25 protein-coding genes and 1 tRNA gene are annotated in these 26,984 nt (G+C 71.7%); 11 read left to right on the top strand and 15 right to left on the bottom strand.

The annotated features are described in order from the left end of the window. Positions 1-18: 18 nt before the first annotated feature. Entirely contained in the window at positions 19-798 is a 780-nt protein-coding gene (locus tag Leucomu_RS12695; RefSeq protein ID WP_128387439.1) for a sulfite exporter TauE/SafE family protein, read from the top strand. Positions 799-898: 100 nt separating this feature from the next. Here the strand turns inward: Leucomu_RS12695 and Leucomu_RS12690 are convergent, their stop codons facing one another. Next, the gene (locus Leucomu_RS12690; RefSeq protein WP_017883756.1) at positions 899-1,723 is read right to left on the bottom strand and encodes an HAD-IIA family hydrolase; all 825 of its coding nucleotides are present in this window, start codon (positions 1,721-1,723) and stop codon (positions 899-901) included. A 436-nt stretch (positions 1,724-2,159) separates the two neighbouring features. Here Leucomu_RS12690 and Leucomu_RS12685 point away from each other — a divergent pair, with 436 nt between their 5' ends. Next, positions 2,160-3,413: an IS256 family transposase gene (locus Leucomu_RS12685; RefSeq protein WP_228407350.1), complete on the top strand. Its 1,254-nt coding sequence runs from the start codon at positions 2,160-2,162 to the stop codon at positions 3,411-3,413. A gap of 330 nt (positions 3,414-3,743) precedes the next feature. Then, positions 3,744-5,444: a phosphoglucomutase (alpha-D-glucose-1,6-bisphosphate-dependent) gene (pgm, locus tag Leucomu_RS12680; protein ID WP_128387438.1), complete on the top strand. Its 1,701-nt coding sequence runs from the start codon at positions 3,744-3,746 to the stop codon at positions 5,442-5,444. 31 nt (positions 5,445-5,475) lie between these two features. On the opposite strand, the gene Leucomu_RS12675 is transcribed toward pgm, so the two are convergent. The 5 genes from Leucomu_RS12675 to fepB are packed head-to-tail and all read right to left on the bottom strand — an operon-like array spanning position 5,476 to position 10,347. Continuing rightward, entirely contained in the window at positions 5,476-6,306 is an 831-nt protein-coding gene (locus Leucomu_RS12675; RefSeq protein WP_017883754.1) for a siderophore-interacting protein, read from the bottom strand. Further along, the gene (locus Leucomu_RS12670; RefSeq protein ID WP_128387437.1) at positions 6,303-7,238 is read right to left on the bottom strand and encodes an ABC transporter ATP-binding protein; all 936 of its coding nucleotides are present in this window, start codon (positions 7,236-7,238) and stop codon (positions 6,303-6,305) included. The genes Leucomu_RS12675 and Leucomu_RS12670 overlap by 4 nt, the downstream gene beginning before the upstream one ends. Before the next feature lie 10 nt (positions 7,239-7,248). Further along, the gene (locus Leucomu_RS12665; RefSeq protein ID WP_164884561.1) at positions 7,249-8,292 is read right to left on the bottom strand and encodes a FecCD family ABC transporter permease; all 1,044 of its coding nucleotides are present in this window, start codon (positions 8,290-8,292) and stop codon (positions 7,249-7,251) included. Continuing rightward, the gene (locus tag Leucomu_RS12660; protein WP_128387436.1) at positions 8,289-9,341 is read right to left on the bottom strand and encodes a FecCD family ABC transporter permease; all 1,053 of its coding nucleotides are present in this window, start codon (positions 9,339-9,341) and stop codon (positions 8,289-8,291) included. The genes Leucomu_RS12665 and Leucomu_RS12660 overlap by 4 nt, the downstream gene beginning before the upstream one ends. 4 nt (positions 9,342-9,345) lie before the next feature. Next, complete coding sequence (gene fepB / locus Leucomu_RS12655; protein ID WP_017883750.1) at positions 9,346-10,347, bottom strand: Fe2+-enterobactin ABC transporter substrate-binding protein; 1,002 nt, start codon at positions 10,345-10,347, stop codon at positions 9,346-9,348. A gap of 105 nt (positions 10,348-10,452) precedes the next feature. On the opposite strand from fepB, the gene Leucomu_RS12650 reads away from it, so the two are divergent. Together Leucomu_RS12650 and pheA are read left to right on the top strand one after the other, a co-directional pair. Continuing rightward, positions 10,453-11,937 (top strand): AraC family transcriptional regulator, encoded by a 1,485-nt coding sequence (locus Leucomu_RS12650; protein ID WP_128387435.1) that lies wholly within the window; start codon positions 10,453-10,455, stop codon positions 11,935-11,937. Positions 11,938-11,947: 10 nt separating this feature from the next. Next, positions 11,948-12,898: a prephenate dehydratase gene (pheA, locus tag Leucomu_RS12645; protein ID WP_017883748.1), complete on the top strand. Its 951-nt coding sequence runs from the start codon at positions 11,948-11,950 to the stop codon at positions 12,896-12,898. 129 nt (positions 12,899-13,027) lie between these two features. On the opposite strand, the gene Leucomu_RS12640 is transcribed toward pheA, so the two are convergent. Further along, positions 13,028-14,026, bottom strand: a complete 999-nt coding sequence (locus Leucomu_RS12640) for a diacylglycerol/lipid kinase family protein (RefSeq protein WP_017883747.1) — start codon at positions 14,024-14,026, stop codon at positions 13,028-13,030. A gap of 71 nt (positions 14,027-14,097) precedes the next feature. On the opposite strand from Leucomu_RS12640, the gene serS reads away from it, so the two are divergent. From serS to Leucomu_RS12625, 3 genes are all read left to right on the top strand, one after another. Next, a complete protein-coding gene (gene serS / locus Leucomu_RS12635) occupies positions 14,098-15,369 on the top strand; it encodes a serine--tRNA ligase (RefSeq protein WP_017883746.1) in 1,272 nt (423 codons plus the stop codon). Position 15,370: 1 nt separating this feature from the next. Continuing rightward, the gene (locus Leucomu_RS12630) at positions 15,371-16,255 is read left to right on the top strand and encodes an HAD family hydrolase (protein ID WP_017883745.1); all 885 of its coding nucleotides are present in this window, start codon (positions 15,371-15,373) and stop codon (positions 16,253-16,255) included. Positions 16,256-16,518: 263 nt separating this feature from the next. After that, positions 16,519-16,609: transfer RNA gene (locus Leucomu_RS12625), tRNA-Ser, on the top strand. 62 nt (positions 16,610-16,671) lie between these two features. On the opposite strand, the gene Leucomu_RS12620 is transcribed toward Leucomu_RS12625, so the two are convergent. From Leucomu_RS12620 to Leucomu_RS12600, 5 genes are all read right to left on the bottom strand, one after another. Next, the gene (locus Leucomu_RS12620) at positions 16,672-16,941 is read right to left on the bottom strand and encodes a GlsB/YeaQ/YmgE family stress response membrane protein (protein ID WP_017883744.1); all 270 of its coding nucleotides are present in this window, start codon (positions 16,939-16,941) and stop codon (positions 16,672-16,674) included. 235 nt (positions 16,942-17,176) lie between these two features. Then, positions 17,177-17,470, bottom strand: a complete 294-nt coding sequence (locus tag Leucomu_RS12615; RefSeq protein ID WP_017883743.1) for a DUF7882 family protein — start codon at positions 17,468-17,470, stop codon at positions 17,177-17,179. A gap of 11 nt (positions 17,471-17,481) precedes the next feature. Then, a complete protein-coding gene (locus tag Leucomu_RS12610; RefSeq protein WP_128387434.1) occupies positions 17,482-17,805 on the bottom strand; it encodes a DUF7882 family protein in 324 nt (107 codons plus the stop codon). Positions 17,806-17,873: 68 nt separating this feature from the next. Beyond that, positions 17,874-18,347 carry a hypothetical protein gene (locus tag Leucomu_RS12605; RefSeq protein WP_017883741.1) on the bottom strand — a complete coding sequence of 158 codons (474 nt, stop codon included), beginning with the start codon at positions 18,345-18,347 and terminating at the stop codon, positions 17,874-17,876. Further along, on the bottom strand, positions 18,344-19,576 hold the full coding sequence (locus tag Leucomu_RS12600; RefSeq protein WP_228407109.1) for a pyridoxal phosphate-dependent aminotransferase: 1,233 nt from the start codon (positions 19,574-19,576) through the stop codon (positions 18,344-18,346). Before Leucomu_RS12600 ends, Leucomu_RS12605 begins: the two co-directional genes overlap by 4 nt. A gap of 290 nt (positions 19,577-19,866) precedes the next feature. Here Leucomu_RS12600 and mtnC point away from each other — a divergent pair, with 290 nt between their 5' ends. From mtnC to Leucomu_RS12585, 3 genes are all read left to right on the top strand, one after another. Beyond that, positions 19,867-20,586 (top strand): acireductone synthase, encoded by a 720-nt coding sequence (mtnC, locus tag Leucomu_RS12595; RefSeq protein WP_128387433.1) that lies wholly within the window; start codon positions 19,867-19,869, stop codon positions 20,584-20,586. Then, positions 20,583-21,233: a methylthioribulose 1-phosphate dehydratase gene (mtnB, locus tag Leucomu_RS12590; protein WP_128387432.1), complete on the top strand. Its 651-nt coding sequence runs from the start codon at positions 20,583-20,585 to the stop codon at positions 21,231-21,233. Before mtnC ends, mtnB begins: the two co-directional genes overlap by 4 nt. A gap of 225 nt (positions 21,234-21,458) precedes the next feature. After that, positions 21,459-22,046, top strand: a complete 588-nt coding sequence (locus Leucomu_RS12585) for a 1,2-dihydroxy-3-keto-5-methylthiopentene dioxygenase (RefSeq protein WP_017883737.1) — start codon at positions 21,459-21,461, stop codon at positions 22,044-22,046. Positions 22,047-22,153: 107 nt separating this feature from the next. On the opposite strand, the gene Leucomu_RS12580 is transcribed toward Leucomu_RS12585, so the two are convergent. The 3 genes from Leucomu_RS12580 to Leucomu_RS12570 form a co-directional block, all read right to left on the bottom strand. Next, the gene (locus Leucomu_RS12580) at positions 22,154-23,137 is read right to left on the bottom strand and encodes an LLM class flavin-dependent oxidoreductase (RefSeq protein WP_017883736.1); all 984 of its coding nucleotides are present in this window, start codon (positions 23,135-23,137) and stop codon (positions 22,154-22,156) included. A 126-nt stretch (positions 23,138-23,263) separates the two neighbouring features. Further along, on the bottom strand, positions 23,264-24,634 hold the full coding sequence (locus Leucomu_RS12575) for an MFS transporter (protein ID WP_194294557.1): 1,371 nt from the start codon (positions 24,632-24,634) through the stop codon (positions 23,264-23,266). A gap of 264 nt (positions 24,635-24,898) precedes the next feature. Next, positions 24,899-26,665, bottom strand: coding sequence for an acetyl/propionyl/methylcrotonyl-CoA carboxylase subunit alpha (locus Leucomu_RS12570; protein ID WP_128387431.1), 1,767 nt, complete (start codon positions 26,663-26,665; stop codon positions 24,899-24,901). Positions 26,666-26,984 lie beyond the last annotated feature (319 nt).

Here is a 26,984-nt window from a genome sequence, read left to right as displayed (position 1 = left end):
CTCGAGAGAACGAATTCCATGACTCAGCCCAGCCGTCCCAGCATCCTCATCCTCGCCGTCCTCGGGGCGGTCACGGGCCTGCTCTCAGGCCTCTTCGGCATCGGGGGCGGTGTGGTGCTCGTGCCGATGCTGGTGATGTTCCTCGGCTTCCAGCAGCGTCTCGCCGCGGGCACCTCGGTGGCCGCCATCCTGCCGGCGGCGGTCGTGGGCGGCATCGGCTACTCGCTGCAGGGCAACGTCGACTGGTTGGCGGCGCTGCTGCTCGCCGCCGGTATCGTCGTCGGCGCGCAGATCGGCAGCTACCTGCTGTCGCGCATCCCGACGGGCTTCCTGCGCTGGATGTTCATGGCGTTCCTGCTGGGCGTGGTGATCAGCCTGTGGTTCGTGATCCCGCAGCGTGACGCGGTGATCGACGTCACCCTGCTCACCGGTGCACTGCTCGTGGTGACGGGCCTGATCACGGGCGTGCTCTCGGGGCTGCTGGGCGTGGGCGGCGGTGTGGTCGTCGTGCCGGTGCTGATGTTCTTCTTCGGCGCGAGCGACCTCGTCGCGAAGGGCACGTCGCTCATCATGCTCATCCCGGGCTCCATCTCGGGCACGCTCGGCAACGCGCGACGCCGCAACGTCGACCTGCGTTCGGCGGCCGTGCTCGGCATCGCGGCGAGCGTGCTGTCGCCGCTCGGCTCGGTGATCGCCACCCACATTCCGCCGTTCTGGTCGAACGTGGCGTTCTCGGTGCTGCTGGCCTTCATCCTCGGCCAGATGCTGTTCAAGACGCTGCGCTCCGGCAAGAAGTAGCTCGGCGGCACTCTCTCCCGGGTACTGCCCGCCGAAGGGCGCGCACCGTCTCGCGCCGCGGGTGTCGACACCTCCTGCGAGCTGCAGGCGCGGTGACGGGTCAGCCCTTCGGCTTCGCCGGCGCCTTGCCCGTCTGCGGCAGCAGCTCGGCGACCGACGAGAGGATCTCATCCGGCCGGAACGGGAACCTCTCGATCTCGCGGCGGTCCGAGATGCCCGTCATCACGAGCACCGTGTGCAGCCCGGCCTCCATGCCGGCCACCACATCGGTGTCCATGCGGTCGCCGATCATGCCGGTGTTGTGCGAGTGCGCGCCGATCTGGTTGAGCGCCGAGCGGAACATCATCGGGTTCGGCTTGCCCACGATGTAGGGCACCTTGCCGGTCACCTTCGTGATGAGCGCGTTGATCGCGCCCGTCGCGGGCAGCGGGCCGTCGGCGCTCGGGCCGGTCGCGTCGGGGTTCGTCGAGATGAATCGCGCGCCGTTCATGATGAGGCGCACCGCCTTCGTGATCGCCTCGAAGGAGTAGTTGCGGGTCTCGCCCACCACCACGAAGTCGGGGTTCGACTCTGTCATCACGTAGCCCGCGTCGTGCAGGGCGGTCAGGATGCCGGCCTCGCCGATCACGAACGCCGAGCCGCCGGGCTTCTGCTGCTTGAGGAACGCGGCGGTGGCGAGCGCGCTCGTCCAGATCCGCTCCTCGGGCACGTCGATCCCGGAGGCGGCCAGCCGGGCGCTGAGGTCGCGGGCCGTGAAGATCGAGTTGTTGGTGAGCACGAGGTAGGGGATCTCCTGGGTGCGCCAGTGCTGGATCAGCTCCGCGGCGCCCGGGATCGCGCGCTCCTCGTGCACCAGCACGCCGTCCATGTCGGTGAGCCAGCATTCGATCTCGTCGCGCCTGGAGGTGATCACGCTCTCGTCCATGCCTCCAGAGTAGTCGGGGTCTGTGAACGAGCGGTATCGCCGAGTGCCTGCGATCCGGCCCCGCCCGACGCCGGCCTCGCCCGTGCCCGCTCGACGCCGCCTCGCCCGTGCCCGCCGCTCTGCTCGCTTTGCCCCGCTCCCTCCCCACCCCCTGTGCTCAGGGCGGCCCGCTCCGGGCCGCTCCGCTCCCTCTGCCCCGCTCCGCTCTGCCCCTTCTGCTCCGCTCTGCTCCCTCTGCTCCGTTCCCTCCGCTCCCTCCGCCCCGCTCGGCGCACCGATCGAGCTTCAGGCACCCGATCTCCGCCGATCGGGGTGTTTGAACGTCGATCGGTGTCTTTGGAGGTGGGACTGTCTGAATAATGGTGTGTGAGGGTCCGGCCTGATCCGAAAGGAGATGGCCGTGGCTGACACGACCACTGTCGTTGTTGACGACGAGATGATTGATCCCGTGACCGGGGAGATCATCGATCAGAAAGAACTCGCAGAACGCTTGCTCGCGCAGGCGAAGGAGCAGGGCGTGAGCCTGACGGGGCCGGGCGGCCTGCTCAGCCAGCTCACGAAGAACGTCCTCGAGACCGCGCTGAATGCCGAGTTGACCGAGCACCTCGGCCACGAGCACGGCGGGACCCCAATCGGCGAGAACATGCGTAACGGGACGCGGGTCAAGACGGTGCTGACAGAGATCGGCCCCGTCGAGATCGAAGTCCCGCGAGATCGAGACGGGTCGTTCGAGCCGGTGATCGTCCCCAAGCGGAAACGCCGACTGGACGGCATCGATCAGATCGTTCTGTCCCTTTCCGCTCGGGGGTTGACGACCGGTGAGATCGCTGCGCATTTCGACGAGGTCTATGGGGCGAAGGTCTCCAAGGACACGATCAGCCGGATCACCGAGAAGGTCGCCGGGGAACTCGCCGAATGGTCGAGCAGGCCGTTGGATGCGCTCTACCCGGTGATCTTCGTCGACGCGATCGTGGTGAAGGTCCGTGACGGGCAGGTGAGGAACACCCCGTTCTATGTCGTGATGGGCGTCACCGTGAACGGGGAACGCGACATCCTCGGCATCTGGGCCGGTGACGGTCAGGAGGGTGCGAGGTTCTGGCTGCAGGTGTTCACCGAGCTGAAGAACCGGGGTGTCGAGGACGTGCTCATCGCGGTCTGCGACGGGCTGAAGGGTCTCCCGGAGGCGATCAACACCACTTGGGAGCAAACGGTCGTCCAGCAGTGCATCGTCCATCTGATCCGCAACAGCTTCCGCTACGCCGGGCGGCAACACCGCGACGCGATCGTCCGTTCCCTCAAACCCGTCTACACGGCCCCGTCGGAGCAGGCGGCGAAGGATCGGTTCGAGGAGTTCGCCGCCGAGTGGGGCGGACGGTATCCGGCGATCGTGCAGCTCTGGAAGAACAGCTGGGCGGAGTTCGTGCCGTTCCTCGAGTATGACGTCGAGATCCGGCGGGTGATCTGCACGACCAACGCGATCGAGTCAATCAACGCTCGCTATCGGCGCGCCGTGAGAGCTCGGGGGCACTTTCCCAACGAGGCCGCCGCGCTGAAATGTCTCTACCTCGTGACGCGGTCGCTTGACCCGACTGGCGGCGGAAGGGCACGCTGGGTGATGAGGTGGAAGCCCGCGCTGAACGCGTTCGCGATCACCTTCGCCGGACGGTTCGAGAAAACCACTCACGAATGAAAACCGCCGGATCCCACACACCGTTTATCGGACAGACCCTTGGAGGTGGCTTTGGAGAAGTCGGGGGTGGGGTTCGGGGAAGAGGGGAAGGGAAGGGGCGGGTTGGGAGAAGCCGGGGCGGAGGTTCGGGGAAGGGCGGGGCGGGGTTCGGTGAAGGGAAGGGGGCGGGCTCGGAGGAGGAAAGCGGATGGGGCGGACCCGGGGCCGGCGGGATACGGCGCGAGGTGGGGCGGGCGGGATGCGGCGCGAGGCGGGGCGGGGAATGCGGCGTGGGGTGAGGTGGTGAAGACGCCACGTGCGGGCCGCCGCGGGGGCTGGCACACTGGAGACATGCATGAGAGAGCAGGGCAGCCCGCGCAGCAGGACGACCTCATCGACGTCGAGGCGCTGCTGGCCGCGTACACCGACGTGGTTCCGGATCCCACCGACGAGTCCCAGCGGGTCGTGTTCGGCACCTCGGGCCACCGGGGCTCGTCGCTGCGGGGCTCCTTCAACGAGGCGCACATCGTCGCGATCAGCGCGGCCATCGCCGAGTATCGCGCGGCGCAGGGCATCGAGGGCCCGCTCTTCATCGGCTCCGACACGCATCCCCTGTCGTCCCCGGCCGAGCACACGGCCCGGGAGGTCCTGTCCGCCGCGGGCGTGAAGGTGCTCGCGAAGGCGGGAACGGGCGACGAGGTCTTCGTGCCGACGCCCGCGGTGAGCCACGCGATCCTCACCCACAACCGCGGCCGCACGGCCGACGACCCCGGCCGCGCCGACGGCATCGTCGTCACCCCGAGCCACAACCCGCCGGCCGACGGGGGCTTCAAGTACAACCCGCCGCACGGCGGGCCCGCCGACACCGACGCGACGAACTGGATCGCCGCCCGCGCCAACGAACTGCTCGCGGGCGGGCCGGCCCCTGCCGCCGACGGCCCGGCTGAGCGGAGCGGCGGGCGGCGCGGCGTCGATGCGATCCCGCGGGCCTCCGAGGACGGCCTCGGCGGAGAGCCGGTGGGGCGCTACGACTTCCTGGGCGAGTACGTCGAGGCGCTCGGCGAGGTCATCGACGTCGACGCGATCCGCGAGGCCGGCGTGCGCATGGCCGCGCACCCGCTCGGCGGCGCGAGCGTGGCCTACTGGGCCGCGATCCGGGATCGCTTCGACCTCGACCTGACCGTGCTCGGCCCGGGCGTCGACCCGCAGTGGGGCTTCATGCACCTCGACTGGGACGGCAAGATCCGCATGGATCCCTCCTCGCGCCACGTCATGTCGACGGTGGCCGACTACCAGCCGCTCTACGACCTCGTCACGGGCAACGACGCCGACGCCGACCGGCACGGCATCGTCACCCGCGACGGCGGGCTCATGAACCCCAACCACTACCTGGCCGTCGCCATCGACTACCTGCTGACGCGCCGGCCCGGCTGGGCGGCGTCGGCCAGGATCGGCAAGACCCTCGTCTCGTCGGCGCTCATCGACCGCGTCGTGGCCTCGCACGGGCGCGAGCTGCTCGAGGTGCCCGTGGGGTTCAAGTGGTTCGTGCCCGGCCTGTCGTCGGGCGAGGTGGTGTTCGGCGGGGAGGAGAGCGCCGGCGCCTCGTTCCAGCGCTTCGACGGCAGCGCGTGGAGCACCGACAAGGACGGCATCCTGCTCGCCCTGCTCGCCGCCGAGATCCGCGCGGTCACCGGCCAGTCGCCGTCCGAGCGCTACCGCGAGCTGACCGAGCGCTTCGGCGATCCCGCCTACGCCCGCGTCGACGCGGCCGCGACGCCCGAGCAGAAGGGCCGCCTCGGCGGGCTCTCGCCCGACGACGTGACCGACACCGAACTGGCGGGCGACCCGATCACGGCGATCCTCACCCGCGCCTCGGGCAACGACGCCCCCATCGGCGGCCTCAAAGTGCAGACCGAGCACGCCTGGTTCGCGGCGCGCCCCTCGGGCACCGAGGACGTCATGAAGATCTACGCCGAGTCGTTCCGCGGCCCCGAGCACCTCGCCGAGGTGCAGCGGGCGGCGCAGCAGCTCGTGCAGCGGGTGCTCGGCTGACCCGAGGCCACAGGCGGCGCCGACCCCGTCGTCAGATCGGGAGCGCGAGATCGTCGAGCTCGGTGACCGTGCCTCCGGACGCGAGGACCTTCTCGTACGCGGCGAGCCGCTCGGCGTCGATCTGCGTATTGGTCGTGCCACGCTTCCAGTAGCCGAACACCGCGACGTCCTCCTTCGCGAGGCCCGCCCCGGTGCGGAAGAACCGCCGCACCTCGCGCATCTCGTCGCGCTCTCCCGCACCCCAGACCACCGCGGCAGACGGATCCGCGACGGTGGCGAGCTGGGAGCCGAATCCGACGCCGGGCCGGATCCGGGAGAGGGGCAGGCCGGGCAGCTGCGGCAGTTCCGCGAACGCCGTCTCGTCGTCGGTCGCGATCCAGCCCCGACCCGTCAGCGACTCATCCGCCTGCTGCAGGATCGCGTACAGCGCGGGAAGCGAGGTCGCGTCCGCGAAGATCAGGGCTTCGCGCCCATCGACGTCGGGGATCGTGAAGTGGGGGCGCGGGCCGCCGAACTGCACGGCGTCCCCGATCTGCAGCGCCTCGAGCCAGCGCATCATCGGGCTCGCGGCGCCGTGCCGCACCACGTCGACCTCCACGGTGCCCGCCGCGGGGTCCGCCGAGCGCACGGTGTACACCCGGGAGGCCGCCTCGAAACGGTCCTCGAGGTAGAACCGCAGCGCCGTGTTCGGTCGCTCCCAGAGCGGCTCGGCGGCGAGGTCGGGGATGCGGAGCACGACCCGGACGAGGTGCGCGGAGATGTCGTGCAGCTCGTGCACCGTGGCGGTGCCCAGCACGAGGCCGCGGTTGTGGTCGTCGGACTGGATCGCGGCGGAGCGGTGCAGCGGGGTCTGGGAAGTCATGGGTTCTCCTGATCTGTCGGGGTCGGTCGAGCCGCGCGCCGGTCGCGCGGGATGATGAGCGGCCGCCCGGTCTCGGGGTCGGGGATGATCCGCGCGCCGAGATCGAAGACGGTGCGCAGGAGCTCGACCGTGATGACCTCGTCGGGCGCGCCCTGGGCGACGATCGCTCCGTCGCGCATCGCCACGACGTGCGATGCGTATCTGCCTGCGAGGTTCAGGTCGTGCAGCACCGCCACCAGCGTGCGACCCTGCTCGTGCAGGCGGGAGCACAGATCCAGCACGTCGATCTGATGGGCCACGTCGAGGTAGGTGGTGGGCTCGTCGAGCAGCAGGATCGGGGTCTCCTGCGCGAGCGCCATCGCGATCCAGGCCCGCTGCCGCTGCCCCCCGCTCAACTCCTCGACGAGGCGGTCGGCGTGAGCGGTCATGCCCACCTCGTCGAGCGCGGCCGCGACGGCGCGCTCGTCATCCCGGCTCCACTGCCGCAGCAGCGTCTGATGAGGGTTCCTGCCGCGCGCGACGAGGTCGGCCACCGTGATCGCGGCCGGCGTGGTCGGCGCCTGCGCGAGCGTGCCGACGCGTCGCGCGATCTGCTTGGCGCGCAGAGCGGCGAGATCCCGCCCGTCGAGCAGCACCGATCCTCGACTCGGGCGGATCATGCGCGAGAGCGATCTCAGCAGCGTCGACTTGCCGCAGCCGTTCGGCCCGATGATCACCGTGAAGCCCCCGGTCGGCACTGCGAGATCCAGCCGGGAGACGACCTCGTGACCGCCGTAGCCGACCGTGAGACCCCGTGCCGAGAGGGCCGCGGGTGCCACGGTGGCCGTGGTCGGAGCGGGCGGCGCGCCGACCGCCGCGGGCGCGCGGCCGAGGTCGGATGGGACGTTCGCCTCCGCGATCGGAGGGGGTGCGGTGAGAGGGTGTTCAGCCATGAGGATCCGTTCAGATGCGGCGGGCCAGCAGCCACAGCAGGTAGAGGCCGCCGAGCACGCTCGTGACGAGCCCCACGGGTGTGCGCAGCCCGACATCGAGGTTCTGCGAGAGGAGGTCGGCGCCCGCGAGCAGCGCGGCGCCGATGAGGGCGGAGAGCCCGAGCAGCACGCCCGGCACCGGGGCGAGGCGTCGGGCGATCTGCCCGGCGGCGAAGGCGATGAAGGCGATGGGGCCCGTCGCAGCGGTCGCGGCCGCTGCGGCGGCGACCGCGACGATCACGGCGACGAACCGGGTGCGCTCGACCTGCACGCCCACGCCGTGCGCGCTGTCGTCGCCCATCTCGATGAGCGCGAGATCGCGGCCGAGCCGTAGCAGCACCGGTCCGACCACCGCGAGCGCCGCGAGGGTCGCCCAGACGTGCGGCCAGCCGCGGCCCGTGAGCGAGCCGGAGCTCCAGAGCTGCGCGAGCAGGGCGTCGTCGATGTCGGCGCGCGCGATGAGCAGCGCCGATATCGCGCTGACGACCGCACCCACCCCGATGCCGACGAGCACGAGGCGCAGCCCGCCCGTGATCCCGTCCCGGCGGGCGAGGAGGTAGACGATCAGCGCCGTGACGATGCCGCCCAGCACCGCCGCGATCGCCGTGGCGATCATGCCGCCGCTGAGCACCACGATCTGGAACACCGCAGCTGTCGCGGCCCCCGAGGTGAATCCGATGATGTCGGGGGAGCCGAGCGGATTGCGGGAGAGCGACTGGAAGGCGGCCCCGCTCATTCCGAGGAGCGCGCCGACGAGCGCGGCGGTGAGCGCGCGCGGCAGCCGTCGCCCCAGCACCGAGCGGGTGAGCGACGGCCGCGCCTCACCCGTGACGACCGCCGCCAGATCGGAGAAGCCGAGCCGTTGCGATCCGATCAGCAGCGACGCGGTGACGATCGCGAGCAGCACGAGGAGCAGGAGCGCGCCGACGAGCAGCACCCGGGGCCGCACGCGCAGCGACAGCGGGCCGACGCGCAGCACCCGACCGCTCGGAACGGAGAGCGCAGCCGCGCTCACAGCGACGCCACCCGTCGCGAACGCACGAGTGCGATGAAGAGCGGGCCGCCGAAGAGGGCGGCCGCGATGCCCGTCTGCAGCTCGGACGGCGCGACGATGGCGCGGCCCGCCGTATCGGCGGCCACGAGCAGCGCGGCGCCGACGAGGGTCGCCGCGGGGATGAGGCGGCGGTGCTCGTTGCCGGTGAAGTGGCGCGAGATGTGCGCCGCGCCGAGGCTGATGAAGCCGATGGGCCCCGCCGCCGCCGTGGCCGATCCGGCGAGCAGCACGACCGCGAGGGCGGTTCCCGCGCGACCGGCGGCGACTCGCGTGCCGAGCGCCGCGGCCGTCTCGTCGCCCAGGCTGATGGCGTTGAGCGGGCCGATCAGCACCAGTGCGGCGAGGATGCCGACCGCGATGAAGGGCAGCACGGTGAGGATGACCTCGGCCCCGCGCCCCTGGAGCGAGCCGACCACCCAGTACCGGTAGGTGTTGAAGGAGGTCTCGTTGCTGATCAGGATCATCTGGGTGACGGCGCCGAGCACGATGCTCACGGCGGTGCCCGCGAGTGCGATCCGCACGGGGGTCGCTGCGCTGCGCCGAGCCGATCCGAGGAGGTAGACCACCACCGCGGCGGCGGCCGCTCCGAGGAACGCGAACCAGATGTACCCGCCGATGCCCGTCACACCGAGATAGGCGATGGCGATGGTCACGAGCAGTGACGCTCCCGCGTTGACGCCGAGGATCCCGGGGTCGGCCAGCGGGTTGCGGGTGACCGACTGCATGAGCGCGCCGGCGAGGCCGAGGGCCGCGCCGACGATGATCCCGAGCACGACTCGGGGCAGTCTCGACTGCACGACGACGAGGTGGGCGTCGTCGGAGGGGTCGTACGCCGTCAGCGCCGCGACCACCGTCGCGGGATCGATCCGGTTCGAGCCGAGTCCCAGGCCGAGCACCGCCGAGACCGCGAGCGCGATCCCCGCGACGGCGATCAGCGCCGCGGTGCGGCGGACCGGAGCGGGGCGGCGCTCGCGCGCCGCCCCGCTCTCGGCTCGAACCGTCAGGGTCATCGGCTCAGCCCGCGAAGGTGTCGACGAGCAGCTCGACGGTCAGCTTGGCGCTGTAGTAGTCGAGGCGGAACGACTGGGTGCCGAGGGAGAAGACGCGGTCGTTCGCGACGGCGGGCTGATTGGCGAGCAGGGGATCCCCGGTGAAGTCGGCGACCGGGTCGCCGCCGCCCATGGCGACCGTGAGAATGGTCTCGGCCCCGGCGAGGCCCGCCGCGGAGTTCTCGCTGGTGAGCACGTCGACGCCTCGACCGCTCTGGTCGTCGGCGCGGTACTCGGCCGCGACCGGCTCGTAGGTGAACCCGAGCGATGTGAGGAGCTCGGCCTGGGGGCTGTCGGCGGTGAAGGCCCACGAGCCGTCGGCCCCCATGTAGACGAGGGCGGTGACGGGCTGCTCCGGCAGCGAGATCTGCTTCGCCTGCTCGGCGACCCAGTCGTCGTACTCGGCGATGCGCTCGGCGGCCTCCGCTTCCATGCCCGTGATCTCGCCGAGCTCGGTGGTGAGCTCCTGCCAGGTGATGCTGCTGTAGTCGAGCATCACGGTGGGTGCGATCTCCGAGAGCTGCTCGTAGGCGTCGCCCGTGGCGTCGCCGCCGTTCGACGAGCCGATGATGAGGTCGGGCTCGAACGCGTCGACGGCGTCGACGTCGAGGGTGAGGTTCTTGTAGGCGACCTCGACGCCGCGCTCCTCGGCGGTCTCCGCCCACTGGGTGAAGAAGCCCTGGTCGTCGGTGAGCGGGGTCACGGTCGCCGCCCCGGATGCGATGAGCGGGGCGTCGATCGCCAGCAGGCTTCCGGTGATCGAGGGCGAGGTGGAGACGATGCGCAGCGGCTTCTCGGGGATCTCGGTGGTGCCGAGCTCGTGCTCGACGGAGCGGGGCCAGCCCGCGGCGTCGGCCGAGCCCGTGGCGGTGTCGGATGCGGGGGTGGCCGCACCGGGTGCGCTGCATCCGGTGAGCAGGGCTGCGACGGCAGCGGCGACGATGAGGGCAGACAGGTGTCTCGCCATGCGGGGACCTCCGGGCGGTGTGGGGTTCTGGGCGCGGTCGGATCACCGCGCGGTACTATCAAGTTAGCCAACCCTTGCTAACGTCTGTTGATTGAGGACGACACCGTGTTACCACCCCGAGCCACTCGGCTTCCGGAGCCCCTGCTCTACGCCGTCGTGCGCGGTTCGGCGAGGATCATTGCGGACGGCGACCGCCACCTGATCCAGAGCGGGACCGCGCTCTGGGCACCCGCCGGAGCGACGGTCGAGGTGCGCGCCTCGTCGGAGGCGATCGTCATCCCCGTGCCCGCCGCATCGACCGGGCCCGTGAGGCCCGCGAGCGTCAGAGTGGATCCGGCTCACCTCCCCGGCCTCCTCCATGAGTTCTCACGCGCGCTCGGCCACCTGGATGCGGCGCACGAGGACGCGGCCCCCTCCGAGCCGGGCGTGCGGGTGCGGACCGCGACGCGGAGCCGCGCCGGCCACGGCCTCTCCGCTCCGCCCGCTCCCGCCTCACCCGAACTCCAGGACCTCGCCGAGATGCTCGCCGACGACCCCCACCTCGATCTCGCGAGCGCGGTCGAGGCCGCCGTTACCGGCTGGAGCGTGCGCACCGCGCAGCGCCGCTTCGCTGCCGAGACGGGGCTCACGCTGAGCGCGTGGGTGCGCCGCGCACGGGCCTGGACGGCAGCGGAGCTGCTCGCCGAGGGACGCGACATCGAATGGGTGGCCCACCGTGTCGGGTACCACAGCAGCGCGGCGTTCGTGCGCGGCTTCGCCGAGGTCGTGGGGACGACCCCCGGGCGGTGGCGGCGCTCCCCGGACGCCGAGGAGCCCGCGGCCGAGCTCGTCGTCTCCTCGGCGTGGCGTCGCCGCACGCACCGTACCTGGGCCCGCGTGAACGGCGGGCACGTCGCGGTCTGGGTGGCCGTCGGCTCCGCCGCGATCGCGGTCGGCGGCCGAGAGCTGCGCCTCCGCGCCGGAGAGGCCGTCGTGCTGCCCGCGGGGGTGCGCAACGACATCGGCATCGAGCCGGGATCGCTGCTGCTCCCCGTCGGATTCCGCTCGGGGCGCACCGGGGCGATCGGAGCGCCGCTCGCCCCCGCCCAGGTGGGCGGCATCGACTCTTGGCACATGGTGTCCGCCATGCTCGCCGCATACACCGGCACGGGCGGAGGCGGCGCCGACCCCTCACGAGGATTCGACGCGGTGCTGCGGGGGTCGACGCGTGCCGACGTCGGCGACGACGACACGGGGCTCGCCGCGCTCGCGAGCCTCATCGCCCTCGAGCCTCACCTCACCATCGAGGAAGCCGGGCGCCGACTGGGGCGCGGCGAGCGGGACCTGCGCAGGATCGTGCGCGAGCGCAGCGGCGAGACACCGGCCGCGTGGTCGCGGATGGTGCGGATGACTCGGGCCCGCAATCGCCTCGGCCTCGGGGAGACGGCGACCGAGGTGTCGCGGGAGCTCGGATACGCGCACCTCCCCGCATTCTCGCGGGCCTTCCGCGCGGTGCACGGCACGGCCCCGGCCTCGGTCGGATGCCGCGCGCCCTCGGCGCTCCTCCCCGCCCGCTCGGCGCAGCGCGTGCTCGCGCCGCACGAGCGGTAATCTGGTGAGCATGTCGCAGAGCCCCGCCCCCGCCCGCCGCTACTCCTACCTGGGGCCGGTGGGAACCTTCACCGAGGCGGCGCTCAAGCAGGTGCCCGAGGCCGTCGGCCAGCAGTGGAACCCCGTCGCGAACCTCGGCGAGGCGCTGAACGACGTCGTCACCGGCTACAGCGACGCCGCCATGATCGCGATCGAGAACTCGATCGACGGCGGTGTGACGGTCGCGCAGGACGCCCTCGCGACCATCCCGGGCCTGCGCATCATCGGCGAGTACCTCGTGCCCGTGCGCTTCGTGCTCGTCGCCCGCCCGGGCACCGGTCTCGAGGACATCGCGGTCGTCTCGGGGCACCCCGTCGCCTACGGTCAGTGCCGCGCCTGGCTCGACGACCAGGTGCCGAGGCATCGCCACCTGCCCGCGACGTCGAACGTGCAGGCCGCGCGCGACCTCTTCGACCCCGAGAAGGGCATCGACGCGGCCATCGCGCCCCCCGGCATCGAGGAGCACTACGACGTGGAGGTGCTCGCCGAAGGCATCGCCGAGAACCCCGACGCCGTCACCCGCTTCGTGCTCGTCAGCCGCACTCAGCCGGTCGGCGAGCCGACCGGGGCCGACAAGACCAGCCTCATCGTCGAGCTGCCCGAGGATCGCGCCGGTGCGCTGCTCGAGCTGCTCGAGCAGTTCTCCACGCGCGGCGTGAACCTGACGCTGCTCGCCTCGCGTCCCATCGGCGACCGCATGGGGCGCTACCGCTTCGTGATCGACGCCGAGGGGCACGTGGCGGACGAGCGGGTGGCCGATGCCCTGCTCGGGGTGAAGCGGTTCAGCCCCCGCGTCGTCTTCCTCGGCTCGTACCCGCGCGCCGACCGCGTCGTCGCGTCCATCCGCGACGCCCACGACGACGAGACCTTCCGCGACGCGCGCGACTGGCTGAGCAAGATCCGCTCGGGTGAGGACGCGTAGACCCGCGCTCGACGCCGACGCCGCGCGGGATCGGGGGCCGCGCCCGACGGCACGGGCCGGTCGCAGCGGTCCCGCCGCAGGCGAGCGGATCCGGCCCCCACCTCAGCGCGATCCCGCGCCGCGGGCGGATCAGACGGGGGCGTTCCACTCCGGCAGCACGCGCACCGTCAGGGCGCCGGGATCGACGGTGCCGTTCACCGCGAGTGCGAGGCCGAAGTCGTCGCCGTCGAGCTGCACCGGCTCGGGCCGCGGCACCGACAGCGCGTAGCGGGTGGCGCGCAGGTAGTTGACGCTCTTCGTGTCGTTGACGAGGTCGATGATGCGCCGCCCGGCCTTCGTCTTGCGCAGCACCCCGTTCTCCCAGCCGATCTTGTTCCAGATGCGCAGCCACGAGAAGGGACCGAGCGGTCGCAGCGCCACCACGTCGAGCTTGCCGTCGTCGAGCTTCGCGTCGGGGATGAGCAGCACCCCGCCGGGCATCAGGCCGCAGTTGCCGATCATCACGGTGTAGACCGACAGCGATTTCACGGGCGAGCGGTCGACCGAGTAGTGGATCTGCAGCGGACGGTCCTTGAGCATGGTGCGCACGCCCGCGTCCACGTAGGCGAGCCAGCCCAGGCGCTTCTTCAGCGTCGCCCGGGTGGCCGAGATCGCCCGGGCGTCGAGTCCCATACCGGTGAGCACGAGGAACACGTGCTCGTCCTCGCTCTCGTCCTCGCGCACGATCCGCAGCACTCCGAGATCGATGGGGCGCCCGCGCCCGTAGAACGCCGCGCGCACCGCCTCGTCGGGTCGGCCGAGTGGCATGCCCAGGTTGCGGGCGAGCAGGTTGCCGGTGCCCTGCGGCACGATGGCGAGCGGGATCCCCGTTCCCCTCAGCGCCTCGGCCACCGCCCGCACGGTGCCGTCGCCGCCGCTCGCGAGCACGACGCTCGCCCCCTCGGTCAGCGCCCTGCGCGTCGCCGCCGTTCCGGCGTCCTCGGCCGCGGTCTCGTACCAGCGCGTCGGCGCCCAGCCCGACTGGCGCTCGTGATGCGCGATCGCGCTGCGCAGCGCCGCGAGGTCGGTCTTGAACGGGTGGTAGACCACGGCGGCGACGGGCAGGCTGCGCGCGGGGGTCTGAGACATGCAACCAGGGTAGCGGGGGAGTGCGCCGCGCAGCTGACGGCGCGACCTCCGCGCACGGGTAAGCTGGGGGCGTGATCGATCCAGTCCTGCTCCGCACCGATCCCGAGGCCGTCAAGCGCTCCCAGCGCGCGCGAGGAAACGATGAGGCGGTGGTAGACCAGGCGCTCGCCGCGGATGCGGCCCGTCGCGCCGCGCTCACCGAGTTCGAGGGGTTGCGCGCCGAGCAGAAGGAGTTCGGCGGTCGCGTCAAGGCCGCCTCGAAGGACGAGAAGCCCGCGCTCATCGCGCAGGCCCAGCGGCTCGCGGCCGGTGTGAAGGCGGCCGAGGCCCGCGCGAAGGAGGCGGAGGCCGAGTTCGAGGCCGTCGCCGTGCGCATCGAGAACGTCGTGATCGAGGGTGTGCCCGAAGGCGGCGAAGAGAACTTCGTCACACTGCGCGAGGTTGGCGAGCGCGCCGAGTTCGACTTCGAGGCCCGCGATCACCTCGAGCTCGGCGAGCTGCTCGGCGCGATCGACATGGAGCGGGGCGCGAAGGTGTCGGGGGCGCGCTTCTACTTCCTGCGGGGCGTGGGCGCGCGGCTCGAGCTGGCGCTCATGAACCTCGCCCTCGACCGGGCGCTGCAGCACGGCTTCACGCCCCTCATCACGCCCACGCTCGTCAAGCCCGAGGTGATGCGCGGCACCGGCTTCCTCGGCGAGCACGCCGCCGAGGTCTACCACCTGCCCGAAGACGACCTCTTCCTCACCGGCACCAGCGAGGTCGCCCTCGCGGGCTACCACGCCGACGAGATCGTCGACCTGTCGAACGGCCCGCTGCGCTACGCCGGCTGGTCGACCTGCTACCGGCGCGAGGCCGGTTCGCACGGCAAGGACACCCGCGGCATCCTGCGCGTGCACCAGTTCAACAAGCTCGAGATGTTCGTGTACACCGACCCGGCCGAGGCCGAGGCCGAGCACGACCGCCTCGTCGCCTGGCAGGAGGACATGCTGCAGTCGCTCGGCCTGCACTACCGCGTGATCGACGTGGCCGCGGGCGACCTCGGGTCGAGCGCGGCCCGAAAGTTCGACATCGAGGCCTGGGTGCCCACGCAGGGCGCCTACCGCGAGCTCACCTCGACCTCGAACTGCACGACCTACCAGTCGCGACGGCTCGCCACGCGCTTCCGCGGCGAGAACGGCAAGACCGCGCCGGTCGCCACGCTCAACGGCACGCTCGCGACCACCCGCTGGCTCGTCGCGATCCTCGAGACCCACCAGCAGGCCGACGGCAGCGTGATCGTGCCCGAGGCGCTGCGACCTTACCTGGGCGGTCTCGAGCGGCTCACGCCGGTGGTCGGAGCCTGAGATGACCCCCGGATCCGCCTCACCCGTCAAGGTCGCCGCGGAGCAGCGGCACATCATCGCCCTCGATCTCGACGGCACCGTGCTCGACCACGGCTTCCACGGCGCCGGCGACGACCCCGATGGGGGCCGCATCGACCCCGATCTCGCCGAGGCGATCCGCGCCCTCCACGAGGCGGGGCACGAGGTCGTCATCGCGACCGGCCGATCGGTGGACGCGACGCTGCCGATCGTGGAGCGGCTGCGCATCCGCCCCGACTGGGTGATCGCCGCCAACGGCGCGGTGACCCTGCGCCGCGATCCGCTCGCGCACCGCGCCTATCGCCGCGAGTACGTCGAGGCCTTCGACCCGAGCGACGCGCTGCGCAAGATCCGCACCCAGCTCGTCACGGCGCGCTTCGCGGTCGAGCTCGCCGACGGCGGCTTCCTGTACACCGAGCCCATCCCCACCGGCACGCTGCCGTCTCGGCAGCGCATGGTGCCGTTCGAGCAGCTGCTCGGCGTGCAGGCCTCGCGCGTCGTCGTGGTGTCGCCCGACCACCGGCTCGAGGAGTTCCTCGACGCGGTCGAGACGCTCGGCCTCACGCACGTCTCCTACGCGGTCGGCAACACGTCGTGGCTCGACATCGCCCCCGACGGCGTGACGAAGGCGAGCGCGCTCGAGGTGGTCGCCGCGCGCCTCGGCATCGACCGCTCGCGGGTGTTCGCCGCCGGCGACGGCCGCAACGACATCGACATGCTGCGCTGGGCCGCGCACTCGGGCGACTCCGTCGCGATGGGGCAGGCCGTCCCCGAGGTGCAGGCCGCCGCGGGCCGCGTGACCGGCACGGTCGAGCAGGGCGGTCTGCTGTCGGCGCTGCGGGTGCGCTTCCCCGAGCTGCTGGGATAGCGGCCGGGCCCGCCGGGGAGGTGGGCTCGGATGTCGGGCAGACGTGGACGTCGGGCAGACGTGGATGTCGGCCGGGAAGCGCCTTGCGCGAGCTCGGGATCGTCCCGGCCCGCGCCCGCTCGGGGAGCCCGTGCTCGCCCGCGAGCGGTCGAAAAGTGCTGTGCTCTCGGCAATCGCGAACCCTTTTCGACCTCTCGCGCGGCTGCCAGGCCCGCGCGGTCGCCCGGCGCCGCCCCGGTGGCGGCTTTGCTAAGCTCTTCGGCGGAGGGTTGTCCGAGCGGCCGAAGGAACTTGTCTTGAAAACAAGCAGGCGGTAACCCCGTCTCAGGGGTTCAAATCCCCTACCCTCCGCCAGCACGGCAAAGGCCCCCAGCCCGGGCGAACCGGGTCGGGGGCCTCTGCGCAGGAGCCTCGGGTCAGTCCGCGGCGCCCTTGCGGCCGACGATGAGGCCGTAGATCAGCAGCACCACGATGGAGCCGCCGATTGCGAGCAGCCACGTCTGCAGCGACCAGAAGTCCTCGAGGCTCGCCCCGAAGATCACCGAGCCCAGCCAGCCGCCGAGCATCGCTCCCACGACGCCGAGAAGCAGCGTCACGATCCAGCCGCCGCCCTGCCGACCCGGAAGGATCGCCTTCGCGATCGCGCCGGCGATCAGGCCGAGCACGAGAAAAGCAATGAAACCCATGTCCTGCTCCTTTCCATGAGGCGGCCCGCATCTGAGCAGGACCGCTCGTGTGCACTCGACGCTACTCCCGTCGTGGAACACGCTCCAGGGGCTTGCGCAGCGCCTTCGAAGTGCGGTAGATGCACGAGACACGCGAGCGCGGCGGCCGCGAAGGGGGGGGGGAGGAGAGGAGCGGGCAGGGCGGAACGGAAGAGACCCTCGAGCCGCGGGCGCGGATCGAGGGCCTCTTCCGGGATCAGCTGGGCTGCGGCGGTTCCTCGACGAGTCGCAGCCCGCCCTGGGAGTTCGCGAAGGCGAGCAGTTGCTCGATCCAAGCGGGGTTCAGTTCATCGGTCGAGCGCTCGTCGAACTCGAAGTGCACCGGCACCGAGGGGTGCAGCCAGATGCTGTGCTGCTGCTGGTCGTCGCTCCACGTGAAGACGAGGCTCTCCTGCAGGTTCAGCTTTGCGAGGATGACGGTGCGCAGGTGCGTGAGCAGGCGGTCGTCGAAGGTGAACCTCGCGCCGCTGCCGTAGTTCAGATGGCCCATGTGTGCTTCCCCTATTTCTGATCGCTCATGTGCTGCTGGGCCTCTTGCTCGGAGACCACGATGAGCCCCCTCGGAGTGTTCGACAGCTCGTTCAGCACCGCGAGCCACTGCTTGTCGAGCTGCGGTGCGCGGCTGCCGGCGAAGCGGAAGGCCAGCGGGATCGATGGCGTGAGCCAGATCGAGACCCGCCCGCCGCCGCGCTCCGCTGGAACGGTCCAGCTCATGAGGAAGCTCTCCTGCCTGCGCAGCTTGATCGTGATGGCGACTTTGAGGTGCGCGAGCGTGCGATCGTCGAACTCGTACTCCTGCACGCCGCCGTATGTGAGGAAGCCCATACCCCCCATCGTGGCACCTTTCCGGGGCGTACGGGAGCGCCTCGCCGAAAGAAAGTGTCACACCGGTCTCAGCCGAGGGGGTGCGGCACCATCCCGCCCTCGCCCGGGTGCTCATCCTCTTCGGGCTTCGGATCGCGGGCGTCGGCGTAGGCGAACACGATCGAGGCGATGAGGAGCGCGAACGCGAGGATGCCGAGCGGGTTGCAGAGCGCGATCGACATCTCGCCCGAGAACGCGGATCCGGCGGCGAGGCTCAGCACCGACACGAGCCGGTCGTCGACGAGATCTGGCACGGTGAGGCCGAAGCCGATCGCGCAGGCCCAGGAGAGCGCGAGGGAGACGACGGTGCTGCGGCTCGTGCGGCGCCCGCGATCCCGAGTGATCCGCACCCGCCGCGCCATCCAGAGCTGCAGCGCGATGAACACGAGCCCGATGGTGGGCAGGTACCACCAGGTCAGCGGGCCGCCGATGCCGAACAGCCACCGCCCGACGCACATCCACAGGGCGAGCACCACTCCGACGACGGCGAAGACGCGGTTCATCGCAGAGGCTCCCGGCCGGCGCCGCCCAGCTCGCGCAGCCGCTCGACCGCGGTGCGCAGGGTCCGCTCGTCCTTCACGAAGGTGAAGCGCACCCAGGAGGAGAGCGCCTGCGCCGCAGCCGACCCCTCGTGGCAGAACGCGCTGATCGGCACCCCTGCCACGCCGATGCGGCCCGGCAGGGCGCGCGCGAACGCGGCGCCGTCGTCGCCCTCGGCGAGGAACGGCGCCGCGTCGGCGCAGACGAAGTAGGTGCCGCCCGGCACGACCACCTCGAAGCCCGCCTCGCGCAGACCGGCCACGAGCAGGTCGCGGCGGGCGGAGAGCGAGTCGCGCAGCTCGGCGATGTCGGCGTCGCCGTCGACGAGGGCGCGCGCGATCGCGGGCTGGAAGGGTGCGCCGCCGGCGTAGGTGAGGAACTGCTTGATCGCGGTGACCGCCTCGATGAGCTCGGCGGGGCCGGCGATCCAGCCGATCTTCCAGCCCGTCAGCGAGAACGTCTTGCCCGCCGATGAGATGGTGAGGGTGCGCTCGGCCATGCCGGGCAGCGTCGCCACCGGCGTGTGCGCGTCGCCGTCGAAGGTGAGGTGCTCGTAGACCTCGTCGGTCACGAGCAGCGCGTCGGCCCGCCGGGCCGCGTCGGCGACGAGCTGCAGCTCGTCGCGGGAGAGCACGGTGCCGGTCGGGTTGTGCGGGGTGTTGAGCAGGATCAGGCGCGTGCGCTCGGAGACCGCCGCGTCGAGGGCGGCGGAGTCGAGGCGGAAGCCGTCGGGGCCTGGCACGAGGGGCACGGTGACGTGCGCGGCGCCGGCCATCGCGATCGCGGCGGCGTAGGAGTCGTAGAAGGGCTCGAGCGTCACCACCTCGTCGCCCGGGCCCGCGAAGGCGAGCACCGCAGCGGCGATCGCCTCGGTGGCGCCGGCGGTGACGAGCACCTCGCGCTCCGGATCGAGCTCGATGCCGTAGTGGCGCAGCTGGTGCGCCGCGATCGCCTGGCGCAGCTCGGGAATGCCGCGCCCCGGCGGGTACTGGTTGGCCCCGTCGCGGATCGCGGCCGAAGCGATCTCGCGGATCCACTCGGGACCGTCGCCGTCGGGGAAGCCCTGGCCGAGGTTCGCGGCGCCGGTGCTCTGCGCGAGCGCTGTCATCTCGGCGAAGATCGTCGGCCTCGTCGAGCCGTCGGGGGAGGCGAGACCGCTCGCCCGGGCCACATCTCGCCATCTCTGCAACACCCCTCCAGTCTAGGCCGCGGATCGGCGTCGTCTCTGGTCGCGTGTCGTCGCGGGACACGGCCCCGGGCGCCCCGGATCCGGGGCGCCCGGGGGCCGAGCACGAGCGGGATCCGGGCGGGCTCGGGCGGCCCGTGCCGCGGTGAGCCTCAGGCCGCTGCAACGGGGCGTAACGCGTGGGCGGGAGCGCGCGGTGCGGTGGTAGCTTGGCGCATCAGAGTGCACGCTCGCGGGCGGGCGGGTCTCCCGCCGCGAGCCCGGATCCGCAATCCGCTACGTTCCACGGAGGTACGATGCCCGCGACGATTCCAGTGACCGCCGACGCGGTGGTCGTCGACCTCGAGGGGACGACGAGCGCGGCGGGGTTCATCCTGGGCGACCTGTACGACTACGCGCGGCCCCGCCTCGAGGAGGTGCTGGGGCGCGACGACGGAACGGTGCGCGAGGCGCGGAGGCAGGCGATCGCCGAGACCGGGATCGCCGAGGACGCCTCCGACGCCGAGGTCGCCGACGCGCTGCGCGCGCTGATGGCGTCCGACGTGAAGTCGACGCCGCTGAAGACGCTGCAGGGCATCATCTGGGCCGAGGGCTTCGCGGCGGGCGAGATCACGTCGCACTTCTTCGACGACGCGCCCCCGCGGCTGCGCGCCTGGCACGAGCGCGGCATCCGCCTGGCCGTGTACTCGTCGGGGTCGATCGCTTCGCAGAAGCCGTGGTTCCGCCACGCCCCGCAGGGCGACCTCTCGGCCATCGTCGAGGCCTGGTTCGACACCGTCAACGCGGGTCCCAAGAAGGAGCCCGCCTCGTACGAGCGGATCGCAGAGGCGCTCGGCACGGATCCGGGTCGCACCCTCTTCCTCACCGACCACCCCGAGGAGGTCGCCGCCGCGCGGGCCGCGGGCTGGCAGGTCGTCGCCCTCGATCGCGAGGGCGAGCCGTGGGCGGGATCCGACTTCGCCGCCGCCGGGGCGCCGGCGGTCGCGAGCTTCGACGAGATCGAGGTGGCGTCGTGAGCATCATCGCCCCCGAACTGGTCTCGCGCGAGCGCGTGCGCGAGGCGGGCCGAGCCCTGGCCGCCGAGTCGGCGCGCTTCGCCGGCTACGGCTGGATGCGCGGCACCGGCGGCAACCTGTCGGTGGTGGTGGAACGGCACCCGCTGCTGCTCGCCGTCACCGCATCGGGACTCGACAAGTCGGAGCTCACCGAGCGAGACGTGGTGCTCGTGGGCGAGGACGGCGGATCGGCCGATCCCGGCGATCCCCGGCCGCCGTCGGCGGAGGCCGGCCTGCACGCCCACATCGCGGCCCGCACCGGGGCCGAAGCGGTGTTCCACGTGCACGCGATCGACGCCGTCATCGCCGGCCATCGCTGGCCCGACGGCGTGGAGATCCGGGATCTCGAGATGCTGAAGGGCATCGGCCACCCCGCCCACGACGCGGTCGTGCGGATCCCGGTGATCCAGAACCACCAGGACATGGCGGTCGAGGCCGCCCGCTTCGACGAGGTCTACCGCACGCCCACCGACGAGGTGCCCGAGGTGCCCGCGCTCATCGTCGCCGGCCACGGCATGTACGCGTGGGGCGGCAGCATCTCGGCGGCGCGACGCCACCTCGAGGTCGGCGAGTGGCTGCTGCGCTACCTCGTGGACGTCACCGGCTGAGCGCGTCCGCGAAGCGCGGCCCGGGGCGCGCGGCCGCGGCGGGCGCGAGACGCGAGCCGCCCGGGCGGCGACCGGGCGGCGCGCGGCGCGAAGCCCTTCGGAATGTTACGCCGGGGCGTCGTTGTGTTACCTCCTCCGTGCGGGCCGAGGGCGCCGGGTGAGAGGATGGGCCCGGAATCAGCGCTCGTTGGTGGCCATCGGGTGCCCGCACACAGAGGAGACACCATGACGCTGCTCACGGTCTGGAACGAGAACGACCCTGAGACCCCCGTGCTCGAGACCACCGACGACGCCGAGATCCTCGCGGAGCTGACGAAGCTCGGCGCGCGCTTCTCGCACTGGGAGGTCAAGGACTTCGCCGACGACGCGACGCTCGACGAGATCTTCGCGCTCTACACCGACGAGATCGAGGCCGTGAAGCAGCAGGAGGGGTACACCCTCGTCGACATCATGGGTCTGACCCCGGGCCAGCAGGGCTACGACGAGGCGAAGGGCCCCGCCCGCGAGAAGTTCCTCTCGGAGCACCGGCACGACGACGATGAGGACCGCTTCTTCGCGAAGGGCGCGGGGGTGTTCTACCTGCACGTGAACGGCCGGGTGCACGCGCTCTACTGCGAGCCGGGCGACCTCGTGTCGGTGCCCGCCAACACGACCCACTGGTTCGACATGGGCACCGAGCCCGAGTTCACCTCGATCCGCTTCTTCCACGAGCACGACGGCTGGGTCGGCCACTTCACCGGCAGCCCCATCGCCGAGAAGTTCGCGACCTTCGACCAGCTGCACGCGCGCCGCAAGGAGCTGGCCGCCGCCTGAGCGGACGCGCACGCGGAACGGCCGCGGCTCCCCCGAGAGACGGGGAGCCGCGGCCGTTCGCTTCCCTGCCGGAAACGGTGCCGGATCGGGCGCGGGCGCCGACCGGCTCAGGCGCCGGGGGCGGCGATCCGCACCGACGCCAGCTGCTCGGCGCGCGTCGGCGCCGCGTGCACGGTGATGAGCTCGTCGGCGTCGGCGAAGCGCGCGAACGCCTCGAGCTCGTCGCGCACCCGGTCGGGGCCGCCGATGGCCGTGTACTTGAGCATGCCGCGGATCTCGAGCCCCGCGGGGGTGTCGACGAGGGTCGACGCCTCGTCGGCGGTGAGCTCGCGCTCGCGGCCCCGCGACAGGAAGCGCCGCACCCGGTCGACCTCGGCGCGCGCGAACAGCGCCTCGGCCTGTTCGTCGGTCTCGGCCGCGACCACGTTGACACCGGCGCTCACGTAGGGCTCGGGGTGGGCCTCGCTCGGCACGTAGTGCGAGCGGTAGTGCTGCACGGCCGAGGTGAGCTGCTGCGGGGCGAAGTGGGAGGCGAAGGAGTAGGGCAGGCCGAGCTGCGCGGCGAGGCTCGCGCCGAAGAGGCTGGATCCGAGGATCGTGAGGGGCACCCGCGTGCCGCGCCCCGGGTATGCGTTGACCGCGTTTCGGGGCAGGTCGTCCGAGAGGTAGCGCTGCAGCTCGATCACATCGCTCGGGAAGCTCTCGGCGGCCTGGTGGGTGCGGCGCAGCGCGCGGAAGGTGGCGCCGTCGGTGCCCGGCGCCCGCCCGAGGCCGAGATCGATGCGGCCGGGGTGCAGCTCGGCCAGGGTGCCGAACTGCTCGGCGATGACGAGCGGCGAGTGGTTCGGCAGCATGACGCCGCCGGCACCGAGCCCGATCGTGTCGGTGCGCGCCGCGATGTGCGCGATGAGCACGGCCGTGGCGCTCGAAGCGATCGACGGCATGTTGTGGTGCTCGGCGTACCAGATGCGGCGGTAGCCGCTGCGCTCGGCGAGGCGGGCCACCTCGACGGAGTGCCGGAACGCGTCGGCGATGCTGCCGTCGGCCTCCACGGTCGCGAGATCGAGGATCGAGAGCGGGGTGCGTGCCATGAGGGGTGCAACCGCCGGGGGCGCGCTGCTATTCCGGGGACGCGAACGGCGGGGCGGATCCGCTCTCGGGATCCGCCCCGCCGTGGCTCGCGAGACGCGCGTTCGCGCGGCTCGCGCGAAGGGGCCCTAGCGCTTCGCGGGCGTCCAGGTGTGGATGAGGCCGCTGTGCTCGAACTCGGGATCGAGCGGGATGTTCGAGCGGTCCTTGAGCAGCGTGCTCGCCAGCAGACCGAGGCCGGTCATGATGAGCAGGTACACCACGATGGCCCAGGTGGAGCCGAAGGTCTGCAGCAGGATCTGCGCGATCGTGGGCGCGAACGCGCCGCCGATGACGCCGCCGATCGCGTAGCTGATCGAGATGCCCGAGTAGCGGATCGAGGCCGGGAAGGTCTCGGCGTACCAGACCGCGGTGGGGCCGTAGGTGAGGCCGAGGCCGATCGCCAGCAGGCTGGTGCCGATGAGCACGCCGCCCACGCCGCCGTTGAAGACGAACTGGAAGAGTGGGATGACGGCGGCGGCCTGCAGGAACCAGCCGACGGTCATGACCGGCTTGCGGCCGAAGCGGTCGCTCAGCGGGCCGGATACGAAGGTGAAGATCGCCCACACGACCGCCGAGGCGAGCACTGCGAGCTGCACCTGCACGGGGTCGTAGCCGAGGCCGCCGTCGGCCTCGGGGCGCGACGCGAGGCCCTGCACGTAGCCGCCGGTGAGCATGTAGCCCACGGCGTTGTTGCCCGCGAACAGCAGCGCGGCGAGGATCACGAGCGGCGTGTGCGCCTTGAAGACCTGCACGATGGGCGCGGAGGCCTGCTTCTTGGTCTCCTTGATCTCACTGAACACGGGCGACTCGTCGACGGTGCGGCGGATGATGAAGCCCACCACGATAAGCACGACCGAGAAGAGGAACGGCACGCGCCAGCCCCACTCCTCGAACGCCTCGCCGGGGGCGATCACGCGCATGAGCGCCAGCATCGCCGAGGCGAGCAGCATGCCGAACGGCACACCCAGCTGCGGGAACACGCCGAAGAGGCCGCGCTTGCCCTCGGGGGCGTGCTCGACCGACATGAGCACCGCGCCGCCCCACTCGCCGCCGGCCGAGAGGCCCTGCAGGATGCGCAGCACGATGAGGATGATCGGCGCCATGATGCCGATCGACTGGTAGGTGGGCAGCAGGCCGATGCCCACGGTCGCGACGCCCATGAGCAGCAGGGTGATGACGAGCATCGGCTGACGGCCGAGCTTGTCGCCGAAGTGGCCGGCGAGGAACGCGCCGAGCGGGCGGAAGAGGAACGAGAGGCCGATCGTCACGAGCGAGAGGATCTGCATCATGCCGGGGCCGGCGGGCTCGAAGAAGAGCTTCGCGAGCACGAGGTTGGCGGCGAAGGCGTAGATGAAGAAGTCGTACCACTCGATGGTGGTGCCGATGATGGAGGCTGCCACCACCTTGCGGCGCTCGTGCGGGGTGCTCGCGGGTCGAGCTGACGCGGTTGTTGTCATTATTTGACGTCCTTGTCCAAATATCGGATGAAATGATGCCGAGGAGCATTCTACGCCCTTCGAGGCGAGTGTCGCGCATCTCGCTCCGGGGCACAACGCCTCACGGGCCCTCCGCGGTCGGAGGCGCGGCCCGGGCGCCCCGGTTCGGGGCCCGGTTTGAGGCGCTCCCGGTCGGAGGCGATCCCGGCTCGAGGCGCCCCGGACGCGCGAAGGGCCGCCCCGGTACGGGACGGCCCTTCGCGAAGCGGCTGAAGACGCGCAGCGCTACTCGGAGTCGACGATGCTGAGCAGCACATGCCCGTTCGGCACGGTCTGCCCGACCGGCGCGTCGATGTTCACCACGACGCCGTCGCGGTGGGCGTAGAGCGACTGCTCCATCTTCATGGCCTCGAGCACCGCCACGAGGTCGCCCTCGGCGACCTGCTGGCCATCCTCGACGGCCACCTTCACGACCGTGGCCTGCATCGGCGCGGCGACCGCGTCGCCCGTCGCGGTCGCGACGCCGGCGCCCTTCGCGCGCCTCGGCGCCGGCCCGCGGGTGACCTCCTGGTCGACGAGCGGCAGCAGCGTCGCGGGCATCGACACCTCGACGCGTCGGCCGGCGACCTCGACGACCACGGTCTGGCGCTTCGGATCCTGGCCGATCGGCGGCACCTCGCCCTCCCAGGGCTCGATGTCGTTCTCGAACTCGCTCTCGATCCACAGCGTGTACACGCCGAACCTGCCGTCGGGGGCGGTGAACGCGGGATCGCGCACGATCTTGCGATGGAAGGGCAGCACGGTGGGCAGGCCCTGGATCTCGAACTCGTCGAGGGCGCGGCGGGCGCGATCGAGCGCCTCCTCGCGCGTCGAGCCCGTGACGATGAGCTTGCCGAGCATCGAGTCGAAGGAGCCCGAGACCACGTCGCCCGACTGCACGCCCGTGTCGATGCGCACGCCCGGGCCCGCGGCGGGCTTGAACAGCGCGACCGGTCCGGGGGCGGGCAGGAAGCCGTTGCCGGGATCCTCGCCGTTGAGCCGGAACTCGAAGGAGTGGCCCCTGGTCACCGGGTCGTCGTAGTCGATGACGCCGCCCTCGGCGATCCGGAACTGCTCGCGCACCAGGTCGATACCCGTGACCTCCTCGGAGACTGGGTGCTCGACCTGCAGACGCGTGTTCACCTCGAGGAACGAGACCGTGCCGTCTTTCGCCACCAGGAACTCGCAGGTGCCGGCACCCACGTAGCCGACCTCCTTGAGGATCGCCTTCGACGCCGAGTAGAGCTTCTCGTTCTGCGCGTCGGTGAGGAACGGCGCGGGCGCCTCCTCCACGAGCTTCTGGTGCCGGCGCTGCAGCGAGCAGTCGCGGGTCGAGACGACCACGACGTTGCCGTGCTGATCGGCGAGGCACTGGGTCTCGACGTGGCGCGGCTTCTCGAGGTACTTCTCGACGAAGCACTCGCCGCGGCCGAACGCCGCGACCGCCTCGCGGGTGGCTGACTCGAAGAGCTCGGCGACCTCGTCGCGCTCGTAGGCGACCTTGAGGCCGCGGCCGCCACCGCCGAACGCGGCCTTGATGGCGATGGGCAGGCCCACCTCGTCGGCGAACGCGAGCACCTCGTCGGCGTTCGCGACGGGGTCGCTCGTGCCCGCCGCGAGCGGGGCGCCCACCTTCTCGGCGACGTGACGGGCCGAGACCTTGTCGCCCAGCCGCTCGAGCGCCTCGGGGCTCGGTCCGATCCAGGTGAGTCCCGCCTCGGCGACGGCGCGGGCGAAGTCGGCGTTCTCGGCGAGGAAGCCGTAACCCGGGTGCACGGCGTCGGCGCCCGAGCGGCGGGCGACGCCGAGGATCTTGTCGATCACGAGGTAGGTCTCGGCGCTGGTGGTGCCGTTCAGGGCGTACGCCTCGTCGGCGAGCTGCGCGTGCATCGCGTCCCGATCCTGGTCGGCGTAGACGGCGACGGAGGCGATGCCGCTGTCTGCGGCGGCCCGGATGATGCGAACGGCGATTTCGCCACGGTTGGCGATGAGCACTTTACGAATGCGCGACATGGGGTACAGCCTATTCCAGGACCCGGGGCGAGCCTTGGATATAAGGCACAAACCTTTTCCCGTTTCGTTGCCGATGCGCATAGGTCGGCTCGGGATCCGCCGCCCTTCGGGACGTCCGCGATCCGCCCCTCCCCGGCGTCCGCCGCCAGGCGCCCGCCCTGCCTCGGCGCCCGCCCACGGTACCCCGACCCCCGGCCCCACCCCGGCGCCTGCCCCGCGCCCTCAGGCGTCCCCGGCCCTACCCCGGCGCCTGCCACCTTCCCGCGATCGCCCCGGTACCGGTACCTGCCGTCCCTGCTCCCCGCGCCCCGCGCCCCGG

Source organism: Leucobacter muris (assembly GCF_004028235.1).
Lineage (GTDB): Bacteria > Actinomycetota > Actinomycetes > Actinomycetales > Microbacteriaceae > Leucobacter > Leucobacter muris.
Note: the sequence above shows the minus strand (reverse complement) of the source record. Positions and strands in the feature narration are given on the sequence as shown.